This is a genomic window from Gordonia sp. ABSL11-1, assembly GCF_030315685.1.
Taxonomy (GTDB): Bacteria; Actinomycetota; Actinomycetes; order Mycobacteriales; family Mycobacteriaceae; genus Gordonia.
Map to the genome: position 1 here is coordinate 71,559 of NZ_JASXSI010000014.1, position 21,308 is coordinate 92,866.

General features: G+C 66.2%; 16 protein-coding genes and 3 pseudogenes. 12 read left to right on the forward strand and 7 right to left on the reverse strand.

From position 1 onward, the window contains the following. Genes QSJ19_RS16290 through QSJ19_RS16300 form a run of 3 tightly spaced genes read left to right on the forward strand, consistent with a single transcriptional unit; the run spans nucleotide 1 to nucleotide 3,451 of the window. Nucleotides 1–1,443, forward strand: coding sequence for an MSMEG_0567/sll0787 family protein (locus tag QSJ19_RS16290; RefSeq protein ID WP_286321897.1), 1,443 nt, complete (start codon nucleotides 1–3; stop codon nucleotides 1,441–1,443). 30 nt (nucleotides 1,444–1,473) lie between these two features. Then, nucleotides 1,474–2,349 carry a carbon-nitrogen hydrolase family protein gene (locus QSJ19_RS16295; protein ID WP_286321899.1) on the forward strand — a complete coding sequence of 292 codons (876 nt, stop codon included), beginning with the start codon at nucleotides 1,474–1,476 and terminating at the stop codon, nucleotides 2,347–2,349. Nucleotides 2,350–2,353: 4 nt separating this feature from the next. Next, on the forward strand, nucleotides 2,354–3,451 hold the full coding sequence (locus tag QSJ19_RS16300) for an MSMEG_0565 family glycosyltransferase (protein WP_286321902.1): 1,098 nt from the start codon (nucleotides 2,354–2,356) through the stop codon (nucleotides 3,449–3,451). Between the two features lie 115 nt (nucleotides 3,452–3,566). Here the strand turns inward: QSJ19_RS16300 and QSJ19_RS16305 are convergent, their stop codons facing one another. The 4 genes and pseudogenes from QSJ19_RS16305 to QSJ19_RS16320 all read right to left on the reverse strand — a co-directional run bounded on the left by QSJ19_RS16305 (nucleotide 3,567) and on the right by QSJ19_RS16320 (nucleotide 6,294). After that, nucleotides 3,567–4,298: a GntR family transcriptional regulator gene (locus QSJ19_RS16305; protein WP_286321904.1), complete on the reverse strand. Its 732-nt coding sequence runs from the start codon at nucleotides 4,296–4,298 to the stop codon at nucleotides 3,567–3,569. A 134-nt stretch (nucleotides 4,299–4,432) separates the two neighbouring features. Further along, complete coding sequence (locus tag QSJ19_RS16310; RefSeq protein ID WP_286321906.1) at nucleotides 4,433–4,564, reverse strand: hypothetical protein; 132 nt, start codon at nucleotides 4,562–4,564, stop codon at nucleotides 4,433–4,435. A gap of 2 nt (nucleotides 4,565–4,566) precedes the next feature. After that, nucleotides 4,567–4,972, reverse strand: a pseudogene (locus tag QSJ19_RS16315) (FAD-dependent oxidoreductase); the annotation flags it as partial. A 137-nt stretch (nucleotides 4,973–5,109) separates the two neighbouring features. Beyond that, nucleotides 5,110–6,294, reverse strand: coding sequence for an alkaline phosphatase family protein (locus tag QSJ19_RS16320; RefSeq protein WP_286321908.1), 1,185 nt, complete (start codon nucleotides 6,292–6,294; stop codon nucleotides 5,110–5,112). 83 nt (nucleotides 6,295–6,377) lie between these two features. Here QSJ19_RS16320 and QSJ19_RS16325 point away from each other — a divergent pair, with 83 nt between their 5' ends. Then, entirely contained in the window at nucleotides 6,378–9,776 is a 3,399-nt protein-coding gene (locus tag QSJ19_RS16325) for a DEAD/DEAH box helicase (protein ID WP_286321910.1), read from the forward strand. Nucleotides 9,777–9,927: 151 nt separating this feature from the next. On the opposite strand, the gene QSJ19_RS16330 is transcribed toward QSJ19_RS16325, so the two are convergent. Further along, the gene (locus tag QSJ19_RS16330) at nucleotides 9,928–10,533 is read right to left on the reverse strand and encodes a TetR/AcrR family transcriptional regulator (protein WP_286321912.1); all 606 of its coding nucleotides are present in this window, start codon (nucleotides 10,531–10,533) and stop codon (nucleotides 9,928–9,930) included. 72 nt (nucleotides 10,534–10,605) lie between these two features. Between QSJ19_RS16330 and QSJ19_RS16335 the strand changes: the two are divergent. Together QSJ19_RS16335 and QSJ19_RS16340 are read left to right on the forward strand one after the other, a co-directional pair. Continuing rightward, a pseudogene (locus QSJ19_RS16335) lies at nucleotides 10,606–11,523 on the forward strand (DMT family transporter); the annotation flags it as partial. Between the two features lie 52 nt (nucleotides 11,524–11,575). Continuing rightward, nucleotides 11,576–11,716: pseudogene (locus QSJ19_RS16340) on the forward strand (VOC family protein); the annotation flags it as partial. A gap of 320 nt (nucleotides 11,717–12,036) precedes the next feature. On the opposite strand, the gene QSJ19_RS16345 reads toward QSJ19_RS16340, so the two are convergent. Further along, a complete protein-coding gene (locus tag QSJ19_RS16345) occupies nucleotides 12,037–13,761 on the reverse strand; it encodes a DUF3556 domain-containing protein (RefSeq protein ID WP_286321915.1) in 1,725 nt (574 codons plus the stop codon). Nucleotides 13,762–14,073: 312 nt separating this feature from the next. Between QSJ19_RS16345 and QSJ19_RS16350 the strand changes: the two genes are divergently transcribed. The 6 genes from QSJ19_RS16350 (at nucleotide 14,074) to QSJ19_RS16375 (ending at nucleotide 20,176) form a co-directional block, all read left to right on the forward strand. Then, a complete protein-coding gene (locus QSJ19_RS16350) occupies nucleotides 14,074–14,901 on the forward strand; it encodes a Mesocentin (protein WP_286321916.1) in 828 nt (275 codons plus the stop codon). A gap of 101 nt (nucleotides 14,902–15,002) precedes the next feature. Further along, on the forward strand, nucleotides 15,003–16,190 hold the full coding sequence (locus tag QSJ19_RS16355) for a low temperature requirement protein A (protein ID WP_286321918.1): 1,188 nt from the start codon (nucleotides 15,003–15,005) through the stop codon (nucleotides 16,188–16,190). Between the two features lie 102 nt (nucleotides 16,191–16,292). Beyond that, nucleotides 16,293–17,303, forward strand: a complete 1,011-nt coding sequence (locus QSJ19_RS16360; protein WP_286321920.1) for an amino acid ABC transporter permease — start codon at nucleotides 16,293–16,295, stop codon at nucleotides 17,301–17,303. Next, nucleotides 17,300–18,094, forward strand: coding sequence for an amino acid ABC transporter ATP-binding protein (locus QSJ19_RS16365; RefSeq protein WP_286321922.1), 795 nt, complete (start codon nucleotides 17,300–17,302; stop codon nucleotides 18,092–18,094). The genes QSJ19_RS16360 and QSJ19_RS16365 overlap by 4 nt, the downstream gene beginning before the upstream one ends. Before the next feature lie 37 nt (nucleotides 18,095–18,131). Then, nucleotides 18,132–19,064: a transporter substrate-binding domain-containing protein gene (locus tag QSJ19_RS16370; RefSeq protein ID WP_286321923.1), complete on the forward strand. Its 933-nt coding sequence runs from the start codon at nucleotides 18,132–18,134 to the stop codon at nucleotides 19,062–19,064. 14 nt (nucleotides 19,065–19,078) lie between these two features. After that, nucleotides 19,079–20,176: an LLM class flavin-dependent oxidoreductase gene (locus QSJ19_RS16375; RefSeq protein ID WP_286321925.1), complete on the forward strand. Its 1,098-nt coding sequence runs from the start codon at nucleotides 19,079–19,081 to the stop codon at nucleotides 20,174–20,176. A 51-nt stretch (nucleotides 20,177–20,227) separates the two neighbouring features. Here the strand turns inward: QSJ19_RS16375 and QSJ19_RS16380 are convergent, their stop codons facing one another. Continuing rightward, nucleotides 20,228–21,250, reverse strand: a complete 1,023-nt coding sequence (locus QSJ19_RS16380) for a hypothetical protein (protein WP_286321927.1) — start codon at nucleotides 21,248–21,250, stop codon at nucleotides 20,228–20,230. Nucleotides 21,251–21,308 lie beyond the last annotated feature (58 nt).

Consider the following 21,308-nt stretch of genomic DNA (forward strand, 5'->3'; position numbering starts at 1 on the left):
ATGCTCGACGGCACGACCGCACCCGTCCATCAACTGCGTGCTGCACGCACCGACCTGTCCATCCTCGCGGGGGCGCGCCCGGCGAGCGCGCCGGCGCGCTTCCTCATCAGGATCGCCGACGACGCCGGACTACTCGCTGCGCACCGATCCCTGCGCATCGGTGAATTCGTCGAGCGGCAAGGGCTTTTCGATCAGGACGACCGTGATGACGCCGACGACGACCCACGTACCGTCGTCCTGGTGGCGACCGCGCCCGACGGCACGGTCATCGGGGGTGTCCGGGTGGCACCCTGCACCGACGACGACATCGGATGGTGGGCGGGGAGCCGCCTGGTGGTTGCCGATCCGGCGCACGCGGCAGGCGTCGGGGCAGCCTTGGTACGCGCAGCGTGCGCACACGCCGAATCCGCGGGGGTGGCCCGGTTCGACGCCACGGTCCAGGACCGCTACGTACCGATGTTCCGATCGCTGGGCTGGCAGGATCGCGGCGCCGGTCCCACCCTCCGTGGCCGCGACCATCGACGGATGATGTGGCCGATCGGGCAGATCCAGCGCGCCGCCGACTCGACGAAAGCGATGCTGGCGGAGGTACTCTCCCCGTTCTCGGAGCAGCCCGGGGGCCTGGGACCCAGTGGGTTCCGCGGTGACGACGGGGTGCCGATCCCGGGCTCGGAGCTGATCGCGGCCTGCGACGCCATCATCCCGGCGATGGTCGAACGCGACCCGGAATGGGCCGGCTGGTGCTCGATCCTGGTGAACATGAACGACCTGACCGCCATGGGTGCGCGGCCCCTCGGTGTGCTCGACGCCGTCGGCGCCCCCACGCGCTCGCACCTCACCCGGATCATCCGCGGCATCGCGTCGGCCGCTCAGGCGTGGCGCACCCCGGTCCTCGGTGGACACACCCAGGTGGGGGTCCATGCATCGCTGTCGGTAACGGCCTTCGGCCACGCGGAACGTGCGATCCCCGCCGGGGCAGGCAGGGTCGGCGACATCGTGTCGATGGTCGCCGACCTGGGCGGCTCGTGGCGACCCGGCTATCACGGACGGCAATGGGACAGCACCAGTTCGCGTACCGCCGACGAACTCACCCGGATGGCGCGACTGCCGGCCGAACTGCGGCCTGCTGCAGCGAAGGACGTCAGCATGGCCGGTATCGCGGGGACGCTGGGGATGCTCGCCGAGGCCTCCGGCACCGGGGCGGAACTCGACGTGGCCGCGATACCGCGCCCGCGTGACGCCGCGATGGGATCGTGGCTGACATGCTTTCCCGGCTACGCGATGCTGATGGCCGATCGCCTGGCCGTCGACGATGTGCCGGGTCCGACGACGTCGGCGGGCTGCGGTCGACTCACCGCAGAACCGGGTGTGCGCCTGCGTTGGCCCGACGGGGAGGTGACCGTGGCGGTGACGTCGACGGTCACCGGCTTGGGAGCGGCGTGAGGGCCCTCCCGGTGGGTAGAGTTCGGTGACATGACCGCGGTCACGCTCGGCGCTCTCGCAGCACATTTCGGACGGGATGTGGAACGAGGTGTGTCCAAGGCCGTGGGCATCGTCGAGGCCGCAGCCCGCGACGGCGTGGACCTGCTGGTGTTTCCGGATGCATCCATCGGCGGCTACATCGGCGATCTCCGTCATCCCGATCCGGCCGAGTTGCCGCCGACCCTGGATCCGCACGGTCCGGAACTGGCGGCCATCGCCTCAGCCGCCGGACGCATGACCGTTTGCATCGGTTACACCGAAGCGGCACAGGGCAAGCGGTACAACACCGCCGTATGTCTGTCCGGTGACGGCATTCTCGGCACTCACCGCAAGGTCCATCAACCCGCAGGCGAGTCGATGGCCTATGCGGCCGGGGATTCCTTCGACGCCTTCGACACGCCCGTCGGACGGATCGGGATGCTCATCGACTACGACAAGACATTTCCCGAGTCGGCGCGCACCCTGGCGCTCGACGGTGCGCGCATCATCGCCGCACTGTCGGCCTGGCCGGCGAGCGTCACCGATCGGGCCGCCCGTCTCCCCGCGGACCGCCAATCCCGGCTCTTCGATCTCTACGACTGCGCGCGGGCCGCCGAGAACCAGGTGTTCGTCGTGTCGTCGAACCTCACCGGCGTCACCGGGTCGTTGAGGTTCCTCGGGCAGGCCAAGGTCGTCGGACCCGGCGGCGACATCCTCGCAACCACGCGCTCCAAAGGCGGTCTGGCGAAGACCATCGTCGACGTGAACGCCGAGATTGCTCGTGCCCGAAGAGTTCTCGACCATCTCACCGAACTACGTCACGACACTTACCGCTCCCGCCGGGGGCAACCGGATGCGCGGCTGGAGAATCCGGTAGCAGGTGGCTGATCCGATGCGTATCGCCCTGCTCACCTACTCGACGAAGCCGCGCGGGGGCGTCGTGCACACCCTGAACCTCGCCGAGGCTCTCGCCCGGTCGGGCGCTGACGTCACCGTGTGGAGTCTCGCGCGCGGTGGCGACGAGCGCTTCTTCCGAGAGGTCGATCCCGCCGTCGAGCAGCGACTCGTCCACTTCGACGACGTCCCTGACGAGACCATCACCGACCGTATCGTGCGGTCCATCGACGCGCTAGGTTCGGCATTCGACCCGAGCGCCTATGACATCGTCCACGCACAGGACTGCATCAGTGCGAATGCCGTCGGCATCTGTATTCGGACGATCCATCACCTCGACCAGTTCACGACACCGATCCTGGTGGAGTGCCACGAGAAGGCGGTGGTGAAGCCCTATGCGCGGATCTGCGTCTCCAGGGCGGTGGCGGCCGAGGTGCTCGACGGATGGGGTCGCGAACCCACCGTGATCCCGAACGGCGTTGACCACCAACGGTTCGCCTCAGCAGCATCCGACGCCGCCGACGCCGCGACGGCCCGACGACGGTGGAGCGAGAAGCTCGGACCGTACGTGCTCGCCGTCGGAGGCATCGAACCGCGCAAGGGCAGCATCGATCTGCTCGAGGCCTTCGCCCGGATGCGTGTCGACGCACCCGACCTGTCCCTGGTGTTCGCCGGCGGAGAGACGTTGTTCGACTATCGGGAGTATCGGGCCGAGTTCGACCGGCGCCGAGACGCTCTCGGCATCGAGCCGATCGTGCTCGGCTCGGTCGCCGACGACGACCTACCGTCGCTGGTCGCCGCCTGCGACGTGTTCGCGTTCCCGTCGACGAAGGAGGGATTCGGTCTGGCCGCGATGGAAGCACTCGCGGCCGAGCGTCCGGTCGTCGCGCGAGAACTACCGATCCTGCGGGAAGTGTTCGGCGACAGCGTCGTCTATGCCGACGACGTGAACTCACTTGCCAGGGCGCTCCTCGCCGCCCGCACCACCGACGACGCGCGCCGCGCCCGGGGACGTGCGCTGTCGCGGTCCCTCACCTGGGACGCCGCCGCCCGCTCCCACCTCGACTTCTACGCCCGCCACCCCTACCCGCACTGAATCTCGCCGACCTCCGCCACCCCGGACCCCTCCCCGACCTCGCCGAACGGGTCCAAGAATCCGCCGACCGTGCCCAGAATTTCGCCGACCGTGCCCAGAATTTCGCCGACCGTGCTCAGCGCGAAACCTGACCCTCTCCGGTCATCGTGTTCATGATCGAGAACGTGACCTGATCCGGGCGGTAGCGGTCGTCGGAGTACTCGAAGGGCTTACCCTGCGGGTCGAAGCTCGTGCGTCGCTCCCGCAGCAACGGTGCCGCCACCGGTATCTGCAGCGCCTCGGCGTCCGTGGCATCTGCCGCGATCGCGTCGAGTTCGTGTCGCATGGAGGCGAACTCCACGCCGACGTCGACGAGGTGGTCGGTGATGGAACCCTTGTCGGCGTCGAACTCGAACAGGCTCTGGCCGGTGTCGAGGGTGAATCTGCTGCGCTCGAGAAGCGCGGGGACACCGTCGAGCGTCCGGAGTCGCACGACCTCGACGATGAATGCACCCTCGTCGAGCTGAAGTCCGTCGGCGACCTCACCGTCGGCCCGCCGACGGGACACGCTCAGTGTGTGATTACCCGGTTCGCGGCCGGACGGTAGTGCCCACTGAGAGAACGGGGTGAACGACGCGAGTGTCTGTGTCGGCTGGTGTGGTCGGCGGACACGTGCCGGACGTCCCCGGGTGGTGTAGATCAATCCTTCGGACCGAAGGTTGGACAAGGCCTGACGAATCGGCCCCCGACTGACTTTCCACTCCTCCATGAGCGCCGTCTCCGGAGGCAGTTCGTCGCCGGGTCTGTACTTGCCGTCGACGATCTGGGCACGTATCACCTGGTAGATCTCCTGATGTCGAGGGGACAACCCGACCTCCGTGCCGTGGGTACACCTGGGAACTTGTCTACCTACCCTAGCCGAGGACGACGAGGTGGCCGCCCGTGCGCGGGTGGCCACCCGGTGTCGGACAGGAGTGGTCCGTCGGTGCTCGGTACTCGATTTCAGTGCGGCAGCGGGATCAGCGCGGCGACGGTCGCGGCGCCCGCATGCTTCGACGTGCCGAAGTCGACTGGCGACACGCACGACACCATCGCGTCGGTACCGTAGAGCGTCAGCCCGATCACCGACAGCACCGATCCACCTGTAGGTCGCGTGGCATGAACATCCCGCCGACGACAGCGTGACCGTCGGCCGGCACCTGATCGAGGATTTCGCTGCGATCGAGGATTCAAGTGTCGGAAGCGCCTCTGTCACTGGCAAACTGCTCCATGACGGCCAGCTCGTCGTCGTGCCGGGCGATCGCGACCGTACCGGTCTCGGCCGCCCAGAACCCGGCGCGGCGTGCCAGGCCGAGCCAGTGCGCCCGGCCTGCGCGGGCGCAGTCGAGCACCTCGCCGGACTGTGCGGTCACCGGCCACCCGGTCGGCGTGGTCGAGGACCGTGACCGACAGTCCGCGACGATGCGCGTGATAAGCATGCGTAAGGCCGACGATCTCGGCTCCCACGACAACGACGTCGAACCCGGTGTCTTTTGTGATCATGGCCATACCTTCCCGCCGGCACCGGATCATATCAAGACGTATGCACAAGAAAGCTATACAACGATGGTCACGAGAGTGCTGTGCTGGGTAAATGCCGGGTTGCACGTGAAACAAAAAAATACTCCAGATAGAGCCCATCAGACCTTCTGCACGAGCAGTGGAACCAACTGTTCGGACGCGGTCCACGCGCCGTGGTGCCCGGGCATGGTGACCTCGGGCGCCGGATCGGTGCGGCTCCGGGTCAGGATCGTGGTTCCGCGGGCGACTGCCACGAGATCGCCGATCCGCTCTGCGACCACGTCGGTCACCTCGGTCCCGAACCACGCCTCGTCGAGGACCTGTTCCCGCGGCGCGAGGTGCGCGTTGTCGCCGACGATCCCCGCCCAGAAGGACTGGACGTCATCGCGAGCGCCGGGACGGGTGTACACCTGCCGGACGCGCATCTCACCGGAGACCGATTCGACACCCTTCAGCATCTCGTCCGTGGTGTCGATGTCGATCCTGTTGTCCGCCTGAACCATTCCATGATCACCGGTCACCACGAGAGTGGTCCCCCGGGGCGATTCGGAGGCCAGGTCGGCGACCATCCGATCGACCGCTCCCAGGGTGGTCACCCACTGCGGGGAGCCCGGCCCGAACAGGTGTCCTGCGGCGTCCAGGTCCGGCCAGTAGGCATAGACGAGCCGATGCCGCGATGTCTGCACAGAGAGGGCGGACGAGACACCGTCGGCGATCTCGGCGGGGGACTGGGCTGGAATGTGGGTGCCGTCGACCCGGAACGCGGCCCTGCTGAACCCTGAACCGCGATAGGCCCCCGGCATCACATAGGTGACCTCGACGCCGCGGGCCGCCAGGTCGACGAGCGTTCCGCCCACAGGCTGTACATCTTCGGGCACATAGGTACCCAACGCCGACGGCCCGGTCGACCGATTGAGCGTCCACCGCAACGCGTTGAGGGTCTGCCGATTCGGACCGCGGGTGGCCTCCCGATCCGTCCGGAAGGCGTAGCCGATGATCCCGTGCCGGCCGCAGGATGTGCCCGACATGAGGCTGGTGATGCTGGTCGCGGTCGTCGCGGGGAATCCCGCACGGATCGTCGAGGCTCGCATGGCGGTGAGAGTGGGGGCGATCTCCGCGTGCTGATCGAGCAGTGAGGCGCCGAGCCCATCCACGAGCAGGAGGACGACGTCCTTGCTCGCGGGGATCGGGAGGGTCGTCGAGGGCCACCGACCGAACGCGTCGTCGATCGCGGGCAGCACGTCGGCCAGAGTCGCATAGCCGTTCCAGTCGCGAGGGTGCAGCTCGTGCGCCGATGTACTCACAGACGTCACGGTATCCGTCGACCTTTTGTGGACAACGGCCGCACATCCTCGATCCCGTCGTGCTCCGGCCCTAGCCTGGGTGCATGTCCACATACGACCCGCTGGGTGACTCAGCGAGCGACTTCTTCATGGAGTTCGACGAGGGCACCCTCGACCGCGGCAGCGACTATGCGGACGACGGTCGCGTCTTCGACATGAAGTGGTCCGACGACCAGTTGGTCCTCCGGGGTCTGTGCGAGGGATCCGGCCAGAACACCTACGAGATGCACGCCGTCTTCACCGCGGACGGCACGAAACGAACCCTCACCCACACCGAGTGCTCCTGCCCCGTGGGCATGATGTGCAAACACGGGGTGGCCTTGCTGCTCACCGCACTCGACAACGAGACGTGGGGCGAGCGCCCGCACACACGCGGCGCCCAGGTCGCGACGTTGCCGGCGCAATGGCGGACCGCACTCGGTGCCTTCGTCCGTGCCCAGCCGGACGAGGACGCACCGGTGGCGCCCATCGGCATCCAGGTCGAGATTCCAGCGGCGACCTCCTACGATCCCCAACCCGGCCCGGTCCTGCGTCTGGTCACCCTCGGCGCGCGCCGCACCTGGGTACGCACCGGGATCAGTTGGGGATCGGTCGCGGAACAACACAGCAGACTGTGGCGGTCGACATCCTTCGATGCGAGCGCGTTCGATCCCGAACACCTCCGCGCGGTACGGGCCGTCGTCCGGGCCGCCCGCGACACCGGCACGCCGGGCGACCGCAGCGTGATCAGCTTGTCGTCCGGGCCGCCCGATATCTGGGAACTCATCGAGCAGGCGTGCGACGCCGGGGTGACGCTGCACCCGCACCACACGACAGATGCCACATCGGTCGAACTGTTCAGGTCGTCGCGGATCTCGTTTCACGTGAGTCGCGGAGCCGGCGGCGTGCTCGTGACGCCGGAGATGCAGGTGGACCACGACGCGTGGCACGGCTCCCGGGTCGGCCTGATCGGATTCGGCACACCTCATGGTGCGTTCACGGTCACCGAGGACGGCGTCCTCCTGATGGGCCCGTTCGAGTCGCCGCCGGATCGAGGGGCGCTCGAGTCGCTGGTCACCGCGGGCGGGATCGTCGTGCCCGACGACGAGATCGAGGAGTTCACCACCGAACTCCTGCCGGCGTTGGCCGCCACGGTCCCGGTGGCCGTCGACGACGACGCCCTCCCGAACCCGACCATCGAGGGCCCGCTGCCGCTGCTCGTCATCCGCGTCGGTGCCGAGTCGTCCACGGTCGACTGGGAGATCCGCTACCTCGTCAACGGTCGTCCCCGTGACTTCACCCTCGACGACCGCGTGGCCGAGAACACCATCCGGGATGCGAGCGCCGAGACCCAGGCGTGGAAGTCTGCCCGTCCCGCCATGGAATTGGTCGCTCAGCGGTGTACACGATGGCAGCAGCAGGCCGGACGCATCATCACCCAGGCCCGCCACGCGGGACTGCGAGCCGACGACCGCGACCTCGATGCGGTCGTCGCCGCCGACATCACCGACGCCGTGCGCAGCGCCACCACCGGACTGCTGCGCCGAACCTTCACCTACTCGCTGCTCGACACCGCGATACTCCTGGGCGAACTGGTACCCGAGCTCGGCGACGACATCCTCGTCGAGGTCATCGGTGAGCCCGCCGATTTCCGGCCGACGGAGAACGAACCCGAGATCGTCATCGGGGAGGATGAGTCGCCGGTCGGCAACGACTGGCTCAACCTGCGGATCGGCGTGGAAGTCGATGGGCATCGGGTGCCGCTCGGCGATGTCATCCGCGGCATCGCGAGCCGCGCCACCCACCTGCTCCTGCCCGACGGGACGTACTTCTCGTTGACGACCCCGGAGCTGCAGCGCCTTGCCGATTTGCTCCGCGAGGCCCAGGCCCTCGGCGAGGTGGAGAACGGCCTGATCCGCCGCAACACCTACAACGCCACTCTCTGGGACGAGCTCCTGGGCCTCGGTACCGTCGATGAACAACTGGCACAGTGGCATTCCCGCGTCCGGCAACTCGCGACGGCCTCGGTCCCACCGCCCGCCGGGCCGCCGGTCGGGCTGCACGCCGACCTCCGGGACTATCAGGCCGCCGGCCTCGACTGGCTCAGATTCCTGTGGCAGAACCGCATCGGCGGAATTCTCGCCGACGACATGGGCCTCGGCAAGACGGTCCAGGCGCTCGCCCTGATCGCCGAGGCCTCGGCGGAGGTCCCGACCGGGTGCTTTCTGGTCGTCGCACCCACCAGTGTCGTCGCCAACTGGGTCAGCGAGGCGAACCGATTCGTGCCGGAACTGGAGGCGGTGTCGGTCACCACGACCGAGGCCAAGAGCGGAATTCCATTCGGCGAGAAGGTCGGTGGGGCCCAGATCGTCGTCACGTCGTACACCCTGCTCCGCCTGCAGTTCGAAGCGATCAACGAGATCCGTTGGACGGGCGTGATCTTCGACGAGGCGCAGTTCGTGAAGAATCACCACAGCAAGACCCACCAGTGCGCACGCAGGCTCGGTGCCGAGATCAAGATCGCCATCACCGGCACGCCGATGGAGAACAACTTGATGGAACTGTGGTCGCTGCTGTCGCTGACGGCCCCCGGGTTGTATCCGTCCCCGAAGGTCTTCGGCGACTACTACCGAAAACCCATCGAGAGCGGGCAACATCCGGAACGACTGGCCGAGCTGCGCCGGCGGATCCGGCCGGTCATGTTGCGGCGGACCAAGGATCAGGTCGTATCGGACCTCCCCGTCAAGCAGGAGCAGGTCCTGGCGATCGAGCTCGGCGTGAAGCATGAACGGATCTACCAGACCCATCTGAACCGCGAGCGGCAGAAGGTCCTCGGTCTGCTCGGCGACTGGGAGGACAACCGGTTCGCCATCTTCACCTCGCTGACCAAACTCCGCCAACTGAGTCTGCACGCCGGCCTGATTGACGACGACCACCTCGCCGTGGCCTCCGCCAAGATCGACTACCTCGCCGAACAGTTGCCCGAACTCATCGCCGAAGGTCACGCCGCGCTGGTGTTCAGCCAGTTCACCGGCTTCCTCGGCCTCGTCCGCGAACGACTGGTCGAACTTGGCATCGCCCACAGCTACCTCGACGGCTCGATGTCGGCGTCGCAGCGCAAGAATGCGATCGACGAGTTCACCAGCGGCACCTCGAAAGTCTTCCTGATCAGTCTCAAGGCAGGCGGTTTCGGGCTCAACCTCACCGAGGCCGACTACTGCTTCGTCTGCGATCCCTGGTGGAATCCCGCCGCCGAGGCGCAGGCCGTCGACCGCACCCACCGCATCGGCCAGACCCGTCCCGTCACCGTCTACCGACTGGTGTCCAAGGGGACCATCGAGGAGAACGTCGTGGCGCTGCAGGCGAAGAAACGTGCGCTGTTCGACGCCGTCGTCGACGACGGCGACCTCTTCGGAGCCGGCCTCACCCCCGACGATGTACGGGCGATGATCGGGGATCTCTGACCTGTTCCGACGGTCGCCCGCACCTCACGCCAGCGGCCGCATGTGGTCCATGACCTCGGCTCAGGTCGTCAACCCCGGCCGGCCGAAATGGATGTGCGTGCCGATGAACTCCTTGACCCCCCGCTTGTCTCGATCGTCGATGATGAACGGCTCATGCCTGCCGCAACACCTCCACGGCCACCTCGCATGCGACATCGAACGCATCCGCGGTGACGCCCATCCCGGCGGTCACCAGCGCTCCCTCGTGCAGCAGCAGGAGTCGTTCGCCGACGAGTGCGGTGTTGTGGGCGCTCGCGTCGCGGGCGATCGTCGTGAACAGGTCGAGCATCCACTGCTTCTGTCCGACGATGATCGCGTAGGCCGGATGGGTGGGGTCACTGATCTCGGCGTGAGCGTTGATCATGCTGCAGCCCTTGGGTCCGTGATCTGCGGCCCACACGCGGCTGGCATCGAACACCGCCGTCAGCTGCTGCTCGGGTGAGTCGTCGGCGGCGTCGAGACGTCCCTGCAGGAACAAGCGCCACCGGTCATCTCGTGCCCGCAGGTATTCGACGACCAGGTGCTCCTTCGATCCGAAGCGGTCATACAGCGTGCGTTTGGTGACACCCGCCTCCGCCGCGATCGTCTCGACGCCGACCGCATGGATGCCGTGTTCGTAGAACAACGTGGACGCGGCATCGAGGATGATCCTGGCCTTCGGGGTCCACTCGACCGCGCTGGCCAGACCCTCGGTGTCCCCCTGATCTGTGGCACTCACATGACAAAGACTACACCGATCGGTAAAGTCCGACACATGCGAACTTCACCGATCGGTATACCTGACCGTTGGATGACCGCCGTGCTCTCGGCACTGTTCGTCGTGTCGTGGTCGTCCGGGTTCATCGGGGCCAAACTCGGGGCATCCGATGCCTCGATCCTCACGGTCCTGATGTGGCGCTTCGTCGTGATCGCCGCCGTGCTCGGAGCTGTCGTCACCGTGCTATCGCGCCGATGGTCGTCGCCGCGGATGTCGCTGAGCCAGTGGATGATTCAGGCGATCATCGGCGCGCTGTCCCAGACGGGCTACACCGTAGCCGTGTACTGGGCGATCGAGTTGGGTGTCAGCACCGGGACGACCGCCCTGATCGACGGTGTGCAACCCCTGGTGGTCGCGGCACTCGCCGGGCCGATCCTGGGCGCCGCCACGCACGGCCGACAGTGGTGGGGGCTGCTCGTCGGCGCGGCCGGGGTCGTGGTCGTCTCGTGGACCGACGCCACCTCATCGGTGGCACAGGCGCCGTGGTGGGCCTACCTGGTCCCCCTGCTGGGCATGGCGAGTCTGGTGGCGGCGACCTTCCTGGAACGTTCTGTGACGGTGACGATCCCACCGATCCTGGGTCTCGCCATCCACTGCGGGGCGTCGGCGGTGATCTTCAGCGCGGCGGCCGTCGTGGCCGGCGGCGCCGTCCCGCCGATGCAAGGCGGGTTCTGGGCCGCGATCGCATGGCTCACCGTTCTGTCGACGGTCGGCGGATACGGCTTGTACTGGGCGCTTCTGCGACGGGTGGGCGTCACCTCCGTGAACTCGCTGATGTTCTTGATGCCGCCGGTCACCGCCGTCTGGGGAACCGCCGTTTACGGTGAACCCTTCACGTGGGCAACCGCTGTCGGTCTCGCCATGGCCATCGGGGCGACATGGGTGGTGAACCGGGTCGGGTCGGATCAGCCGTCATCCGGTGACGGGGATGCGGATTCGCCCGTGCGCGAGGCGGTGGGACGGTGGGTTCGACACCATGCCGGATCATGTCGCGCTGCAATGCGCCGCCGCGCAGGCAGCGGGAGCGACGATCCTCCACGAGCCACGGCTGTGGCCCGAATATCACCCCGGCTACCACGGGGTCTTCCTTCGCGACATCGACGACGACAACGTCGAAGCCGTTCACCACGACTTCACCGGTTGACCGTCGCCAAAGGGTTTTGGGCCCCCAGCGACCTCCCAGCAATGCTCGATCCCCCTTCCAGGTTCACGCCGCATCGTTGGTGATGTCAGAGCGAGCCGGCACCCGCCGGATGAACCGAAAGGGGCAACGATGCCGACCCACAACAACAACCAGAAGAACAACCCCGCTCCGCAGCGTCGTCGGCGCCGGGTGCGCAAGTTCGATCAGCGTCAGCGCCGCTGGATCTGGGTCTGGCAGTGACCTGATCCGCGCCCCGCGAGACGCCCACGTTGAGTCCTGCTTCGGAATCCGGAGCAGGATTCAACGCGTTGGAGGGGCACTCATTCTTGACGCCACGTCACCGTCACCGGGACCTGGTCGTCCCACGGTTGTCGGGTGACGAGGTCCGCCACCCGGACGAACCCGCGTTCGAACTCGCCCACCGCAGGGTCGACCAACCGATACTCCTGGGTCTGCCGATGGATCGGCTGTGCATCGAGCAGGACGATGCGCACCTCGCCGGGCTCGAATTGGCAACGGCGCTGGAGAGATTCGATCAATTGCTCGTTCGCGAGATGACCATCCCCGAAGTTCCAACCCATGGCGGTGCTGCAGATCCGCTCGCCGTCAGTCAGGACGTAGCCCCCTTCCGGAGCGCCTGCCATCGCCCGATGCGCCAACGTGAACAGCGCCCGACCGTGACTGTTGAACGAGCGGAACGCGTATCCCATGTACAGCGGGATCTGCGCCGCCTCGGGACTCCCGTAGAAGCGTTCGAGCTGGGCGGCGGGCATCGACGCGATCGCGACGACCCCGTTCTCGATCTTCGCCGACGCCGACGGCTTGACGCACCACAACCCCGTATCCCAGTTGCCGGCGTAATACCGCATGCCCGGGAGGAAGGACACCTTGCGTGGCATCAGGTTTCCGACGACGACCGTTCCCGCGGACACCACGAACAGCAGTATCGGCCAGGGCGACGTGAGGTCCCCCAGACCGATGTCGGAGTGCCCGACGAACAGCGCGACGACACCGAACATCATGAAGACGTTCCATTCCAGCGGCACGCCCATCGGGATCGACGAGAGGATGCCGAAGTGGAAGATGAGCATGATGGTCGCGGCGACGGCCGTCAACCAACCGCCGCCGGAGAAGAACAGCACGATGGGCACACACATCTCGATGACCGTCGAGAAGTGTGCGATCCACCTCGACCGCCGACCGGGTCGGAGATCATCGGGGAAGTTTTCGAAGAACTTCCGCTTGACGGCCGGCGAGCGCCAGATCGGATTGTTCGACATCATCGTGGCGATGACGAAGGGGAAGTGCTTGTTCAGTTTCGACGTCGCCGCACCGACCCAGATGCACAGGAAGATCAGCTTGGCGCCGATGATCATGTCGAGGCCGGAAAACAGGAACGTCACGGTGAGCGCGCCGTAGACCTCGCCGCGGGCCGCCAGGAGAATCGTCTTGTCGCGCAACGCGAGTACGGCGAGGAGCGCGAGGATCGTCCAGATCTCCCACTTCGGCAGGACACCGACGGTGGTGTCGAGGGCGGGGATCGGACCGGTTCCGGAACTCAACAGGGAGACCAGGATCATGACGAGGAACGCCGCGTAGAGCAGTGCGTCGAACGGCTGGCGGGTGTCGCCGGCGGTCAGCGGGATACGCGGCCAGGGTGGTTGTCGAATCGTCTTGGGCCGCAGCCAGTACAGAATGGAACCGAGCGGTGGGAAGAACCGGTTGTTCAACGGTCCGAACCCGCAGCCGAGGCCGACGACCTCGAACAACATCGTGTAGAGCACGACCTTCTGGAAGACGATCGGCTCGGCGTACCACGAGGTGACGTCGAAGAATCCGTCGATACCGGGGGTGAGGACGACGACGACCCATCCGGCCGCGATGTAGGCGAGGATCTTGCCGACGTAGAACAGGTGCAGGGTGACCGGCGTCCCGAAACCCACCTCGGCCCAGTGCCGGGCCATCGGCCGGATCTTGTCCGCGCGAGTGCCCTGACTCCAGGTCGGGAAGTCGATGTCGGGGGTCGTCTGCTTCAGGAATCCCACCGTTGGGAACCTAGCAAACCAAGCTAGTGCTTGGTAGGGGTTCGAGGTCGCGCGACGTCCGAGTGGTAACGCCGAGGACGGCCCGCATGAGAGTCACCGCAGAGCGTCGCAAAGTGGATAATCCACTTTGCGACGCTCTCTCGTGACTCTCATGCGCAAGACCTCATCCCGGCGGTCCACAACCAGCATGTGTGAGCCGACAAAATGCGGTTGACCGTCGCAAATACCCGCTTCATCCGTGCTTGGATATCCCGGACAGTGGCATTGCTGTCGTGAACCCGCCATCAGGGCGGTACTACCGGAGGTGTTGAGGTGAAGCGTGTGTTCGCGGCAATCGCCGCTGTGTTCGCCCTGTGTCTGATCGTGGCGGGCTGTTCCGGGTCGAGCGACTCTGCGGAGTCCTCGACGACATCGGCGAGCGTGCAGAACGCCGGAGGCTCCTGGGATGCGGAGGGCAAGCCTGTCAACGGCGGCCCGGCGGGGTCGGACGGCACGACCGGGTCGAACCTGACCAGGGACTACTGCGCCCACAACAAGGACGCGAAGTGTCCCACCGGCAGCTATCTGGGCGCGCACGTCGCCGCGCATGCGAAAAGCGGATCGTGGGATGCCGACGGCAATCCGGTCAACGGTGGTCCCACCGGGGCGGACGGCTCGACCGGCAACAACAAGACCCAGGAGTATTGCGCCCGCAATCAGGATCCCGCCTGCCCCAAGGGCAGTTACGTGGCAGCCAATGCGGTCAAGAATCCTGACGGCAGCCATTCCTACGTGAAATGCGAGGGCACGATCTGCACGAATCCCAATCACGGTGGCGGCGAGGGCACCGGCGCCTGGGATGCCGACGGCAAGCCCGTCAACGGCGGCCCGCAGGGCGCCGATGGATCGACCGGTAACAACGTGACGCAGGCCTACTGCGCCCAGAACCAGGATCCGTCGTGCCCGCAGGGCACCTATGTCGCACCGAACGCGATCCAGAGTCCCGACGGCGCCAATCGCTATGTGCCGTGCGAGGGTTCGATCTGCACCAACCCCAACCAGGGCGCCGGCGACGACACCCCCGATACAGAGAACCCACCGGCTCCGGACAATGCTCCGACAACCACCGACGCACCGGAAGGCGGTGACGGCGCCAACTGAACGCGTGGTGAGCATCGGCCGGTGGCGTCCCCAGCGGGACGTCGCCGGCCGATGGCATGATTCGCCTCACCACCACTCGCACTGATCAGGAACCCGGAGCGATGACCACACGTTTTCACTTGACTGCCATGCGCCCTCGCGATCCGGGGGAACCCGGCCGCACCGCAAGCACTCTCGAACTCTTCTTCGACCTCGTCTTCGTGGTCGCGGTCAGCATCGCGGCCGTCCAACTGCATCACGCACTCACCGAGAACCACATCGTCGACGGCCTGACGTCGTACGCGCTGGTGTTCTTCGCGATCTGGTGGGCGTGGATGAACTTCACTTGGTTCGCCACCTCGTTCGGCACCGACGACTGGCTGTACCGGGTCCTGACCTTCGTCCAGATGGCCGGAGTCCTGGTGCTCGCGGCCGGGATCGAGCCCGCGTACGTCGACCGTGACTATGTGGTCGTCGTCGCCGGCTACGTGATCATGCGTATCGCAATGGTCGCGCAGTGGTTGCGGGCCTCACGATCGGCAGGTGAGCAGCGCCGCACGACCCAGATCTACGCCGGCGGTATCGCATTCGTCCAGGTGCTCTGGTTGCTGTGGCTGATCATCCCGTCCGGTGCCGCGGCGATCATCGGGTTCATCGTGCTGGCCGGCGCCGAGCTCGCTGTCCCGGTGGTCGCCGAGCGACAGGGCAACACTCCCTGGCATCCGCACCACATCACCGAGCGCTACGGTTTGTTCACTCTCATCTTGTTGGGTGAGAGCCTCCTCGCGTCGTCGAACGCGATCATCGAGGCGTTGCACAGCGATCAGGAACTCGCGCCGCTCATCTCGATCGCAATCCTCACCTTCATCGCGACGGCCGCCCTCTGGTGGATCTACTTCTGGCCGCCGCACCATCGGGCGATCGGCTCACTCGCCACATCCCTTCGCTACGGGTATGTCCACTACTTCGTCTTCGCTGCGGCGGGAGCATTCTCCGCGGGAATCGAGGTCGAGATCGACGCCCTCACCCATCACAGTGAACTGACCGAGACGCAGGCATCGTTCACCGTGACCATCCCGATCGCCGTGTTCATCCTCGGGATCTGGTGGATTGCCATCCGCGACAACGCCGATCGCGTCGTCAACATCGTCGTCCCGGCCGGTGCGCTGCTCGTGCTGCTCGATCCTGTGATCCCCATCCCGTTCGCGCTGACCGCGGTGTTCCTGATCGCGATCGTCGTCGTCCTCGTGGTGCGTCCACCGCTCCCGGACAGCAACCCGACAACGCCTTTGGATCGCAACGATTTATAGCCTCGGGTAGGTGGCCCGCGGTCGTTAGCCTCCCAAACAAGTAGTGGGGGCGCGGTGCGGCGACAACTCGATCCCCCGTCCTGCCAGGGAAGGGGTGAGGGAATGGTCACACGAACGCTGCCCGCTGCCGCAGCAGTTGCAGCCGAGCCCGGGCGTCCGCTGGCCGAAGGTTCAGACGACGCACGCCTGCTGACCGCCAGGCTCGTTCGCGCACGACGCCCAGGGCAGTGGGTGATCACGGCGGTCCTGCTCGTGCTGATGGCCATGCTGATCAACACCCTGGTCACCAATGAGCGATTCCAGTGGCCGGTGGTCGGAAAGTACTTCCTGTCCCGCTCGATCCTCGATGGCTTGCTCCTGACGCTGTGGCTCACCGCCTCCGTCATGGTGTGCGGCTTCCTCCTCGGGATCGGCCTCGCCGCGATGCGACTGTCTTCCAACAAGATCCTCAGCTCACTCAGCTTCGGATATGTATGGATTGTCCGATCCGTGCCGCCGCTCGTGCAGATCCTGTTCTGGTATGAACTCGCGTCGCTGTATCCGAAGCTCTCACTGGGAATCCCGTTCGGCCCGGAGTTCGTGACGGTCGAGACCGCGCACCTCTTCAGCGGAGTACTCGCGGCGTTCGTCGGCCTCACCATCGACGTGGCGGCATTCTCGGCCGAGATCGTGCGCGGCGGCATCCTGTCGGTCGACCGAGGTCAGACAGAGGCGGCGGAAGCTCTGGGCCTGAGCAGATTCCGGATCTTCCGACGGATCGTCCTCCCGCAGGCGATGCCGGCCATCGTCCCCGCGTCCGGCAACATGCTCATCGGACTGCTGAAGGCGACCTCGATCGTCAGCGTGATCGCGGTGCAGGATCTGCTCTACTCCGTCCAGCTGATCTACCAGCAGAACTACCGAATCCTGCCCCTCCTCATGGTCGCCACGATCTGGTACATCATCGTGACCACCATCCTCTCGGTCGGGCAGTACTTCGTGGAACGGCACTACTCGCGCGGGACCCGCGGTGACCGGCCGGGTGGCTTCCGACGGATCGTGACCGAGAACCTGACAATCTTCGGCCGGTTGCGCGCCAACCTTCGCGACCTCGACCGGAAGGCACCCGCGTGAGCCACACCGACGAACCGACGAGCACGAGCGACCGGTGGCCGCTCGTCCGAATCCGCGGACTGACGAAGCACTTCGGACTGCAGCGGGTGCTCGACGGGATCGACCTCGACGTCGCGGAGGGCGAGGTGACCGCGCTGCTCGGAGCCTCCGGATCGGGAAAGTCCACGTTGCTGCGCTGCATCAACCATCTGGAGAAGCCCGACGCGGGGTTCGTCGAGGTCGACGGCGACATCATCGGATACCGCCGATCCGGCGCAGCGCTGCACGAACTGTCACCGCGCGACATCGCCCGACAACGCACCTCGATCGGAATGGTCTTCCAGCAGTTCAACCTCTTCGGCCATCTGTCGGTGGTGGACAACGTGATCGAAGGTCCGGTCGCGGCCGGCGTCCCCAAACGCGACGCCGTCGGGACCGCCCGTGAACTGCTCGCCCGCGTTGGACTCGACGGTCGCGAGAGCTCGTACCCGCGTCAGCTCTCCGGTGGTCAACAACAGCGCGTGGCGATCGCACGCGCCCTCGCCCTGAAGCCGCGCCTCATGCTGTTCGACGAACCGACAAGTGCGCTCGACCCCGAACTCGTGGGCGAGGTCCTCGCGGTGATCCGCGATCTCGCCGCCAGCGGGATGACGATGATCGTGGTCACCCACGAGATCGGCTTCGCGCGTGAGGTCGCCGACACCGCACTGTTTCTCGACGACGGCCGCATCGTCGAATCCGGACCGCCGTCCGAGGCGATCGACGCACCGAGAAACGAACGAGCGAAAGCCTTCCTGTCCGCGGTCTTGTGACCCGACCGTTCAGCCCATCACCCGAGAGGACCCCGTCGTGTTCCGACACCCCCTGGCGCGACCACTTGCCGTCGCCGCCACGGTCATCACCGTAGTCACCCTGGCCGCGTGTGGCTCGTCCGATGCCACCACCGACGAGGCGACCACCGCTATCCCGACACAGGACGTCGTGTCCTCGGTGACCGCCGACCCCGCGATCCGCAACGAACTGCCCGCGGAGATCCGCGCAGCCGGCACACTCACCGTCGGGACGCCGCCTCAGCCGGGGACATCGCAACTGCCCCACGGCGGTAAGGTCGACGGCAAGGACGTCGGTCTCGACGTCGACCTCCGCAACGCGGTGGCCAAGGTCCTCGGCGTCCGACTGACCGTCGAGAACGGCACGTTCGCGACGATCCTGCCCGGTGTCGAGAACGGCAAGTATCAGGTGGGACAAGCCAACTTCGGCGCGACCCGGGCACGCGAGCAGGTCGTGGACTTCGCCACCTACCTCAACGACGGCCAGGGCTTCCTCGCCGCCTCCGACGTCGACCTCGACAAGGCCACGTCGATCACCGACGTGTGCGGCTACACCATCGCCACGACACCCGGGTCGACATTCCAGACGCTGCTGTCCTCCCAGGTCGGCAAGTGCGCGGCAGCCGGTAAGAAGCCCTGGACCGTCCAGTATTTCGCGGACACTGCGCCGATCTTCCTCGGGCTGGCCAATGGCAAGGTCGACATCTACTTCGGCCCGACGCTGTCGTTGAAGTACGACGAGAGGCACATCGAGGGCACGAAGTTCCTCGGCCAGATCAGTTCCACGCCGGTCGGTTTCGTGACCGCGAAGGGCTCGCCGCTGGCGCCGGCGCTGTCCGACGCGGTGAACAAACTGATCGAGACCGGCGACTACGCGAAGATCTTTGCGAAATGGGATGTCCCGGACACCAAGATCGATCGTTCCGTCGTCAACCCGCCCACCACATTCTGACGGGTCGGGACCCGATGCGATTCATCACGATCACACTGATCACTCACAGCCCGGATCCGACCACCGGACTGCAGAAGACCACGGCCGAACGCTTCCACGAAGTCGTCGAGAATGGTGTTCTCGCCGAGGAACTCGGCTTCGACGGATTCGGAGTGGGGGAGCGGCACGAGCGACCATTCATCTCGTCGTCGCCGCCCGTCGTGCTGAGTCACATCGCCGCGCTCACCGAACACATCCGGCTGTTCACCGCCGTCACGACGTTGTCCCTACTCGATCCGGTGCGCGCGTATGAGGACTACGCTACGCTCGATCACCTCGCGGGTGGGCGTCTGGAACTTATCGTCGGCAAGGGCAACGGTGCCGCTCAGCGGGAGCTGTTCCGCGTCAGCCCGGAGGATCAGTGGGAACGCAACGCCGAGTCGTTCGACGTGTTCCGCCGGCTGTGGCACGAGAACCGGATCACCGCCGACACACGATTTCGTCCGCCGCTGCACGACGCCGAGGTCTGGCCGTTGCCGCTTCAGCAGCCGATCCGGATCTGGCACGGCAGTGCCACCAGCCGTGAGTCGGTCGAGTTGGCCGCGCGTGTCGGTGATCCGTTGTTCTCGGCGAACGTCACCAACCCGATCGAGCCGTACGCCGATCTCATCCGCCACTACCGCGAGCGCTGGCAGCACCACGGGCACGATCCGTCGACGATAGCCGTTGGAGCGGGTACGGCCGGGTTTCATGTCGCAGCACGATCTCAGGATGCTGTCGAGGCCTACCGGCCCGTGTACGCGGGGTACCGGGCGTTTCAGGAACGACTCGGGGTGGCGCCGGTGTTCCCGACCCTCGACGACTTCGTGGAACGCTCGTCGGCGTTGATCGGGAGCCCGGCGCAGATCATCGACAAGGTTCACCGCTACCACGAGCAGTTCGGACACACGGTCATGCACCTGCATGCCGACGCCGGCGGCCTGGACCCGAGCGCGCATCGGGCGAGCCTCGAACTCTTCCAGTCCGCCGTCGCACCGGCCCTGCGCCGCGACATCCCGGACCCGCCGTGGGGGTGGGGTTCGCCGGAGTCAGGGGCGGAGTCGGTCGCTGTGGGACGCGCGTCGCAATCGTGAGGTCTCTCTAGGTCGGTCGACTGTCGGCGCCGGCCGGCGCATGGTGAGATGTCAGTCCCGGTAGTGCTCGGCCACTGCAGCGAAAGACTCCTTGGGCTCCCACGGCATGTCGGGGTACGTGTCTCCGCGGCGACCCTCGAGGACTTTGACGATCCCGAGGCTGGCGAGGTCGAGGTCATCGCGCGGGTCGCCGCCCACACGGTGCGGGTAGTTGTAGAGCGCGAAGAGGAAGACGAAAGTGCTGTCGACGCCCTCGGTGTCGAAGATTCCCAGCAGTTCGCGGAGATACGCGGCCTGGCCTGCCTCATCCCGGGTGTAGTGTCCATCCAATCGAATCGGCTGACCGTCGGCGTCGTACTCGACGATCTCCATGCTTCTCGGCGCCGACTCGCCGGAGCCGAGCCACGTCGCTGTTCCGAACCCGGTGACGGCCAAGGGCTTTCCTTGAGCGACGAGGCCGCGAACACCGTCGCGGAATCGGTCGGCCACTTCGGCTGACCGGATCAGTTCGATCGACAGGAAGTCGAACGGGGTCCAGTCGATCTGCTCGAACTGAATGCACGCGTAGGTGATCTTGCCGCGGAATCGCTCACGAAGGATGGGCAGCGCTGTCCGGAAGAAGTCGTTGAGACGAGCGCTCACCTCGGCGAATCGAACAGACCGGGCGTCGGGGACATTCAACAGGTGCTCGAGGCGCTCGGAAGTGCTGTCGCCAGAGACGAACCCGCGGTTCATGATGCTCAGCTCGACGCCGGCGACAAAGATCACCTCTGCGCCCGAGGCTCGGATACGCTCGGCGCGGTCGGCGCAGTCGGTGAACAGGTCGATGATCTCGTCGGGAGCGAGCTCCAAGGGATAGGGGGAGAACCAGACTTCCAGACCCATCTCGGCGGCACACCGGGCGGCGAACTCGATCCTGTTCGGATCACCCCCAGTGATCTGGATCGCGGTGCAGTGCAGGTCGGCTCGGATGATGGCGAGTTCGCGTCTGACCACATCGGGATCGAACTGCTCGCGCGATGTCATGCCGTTCCGGACGAATCCGGTGTCGTACGTGATGCCCTTGCCTCGCATGTCCCATGCCTTTCGACGGTTGGATGACGGACGGGCTCAGCCTAAAGAGAAATATTGC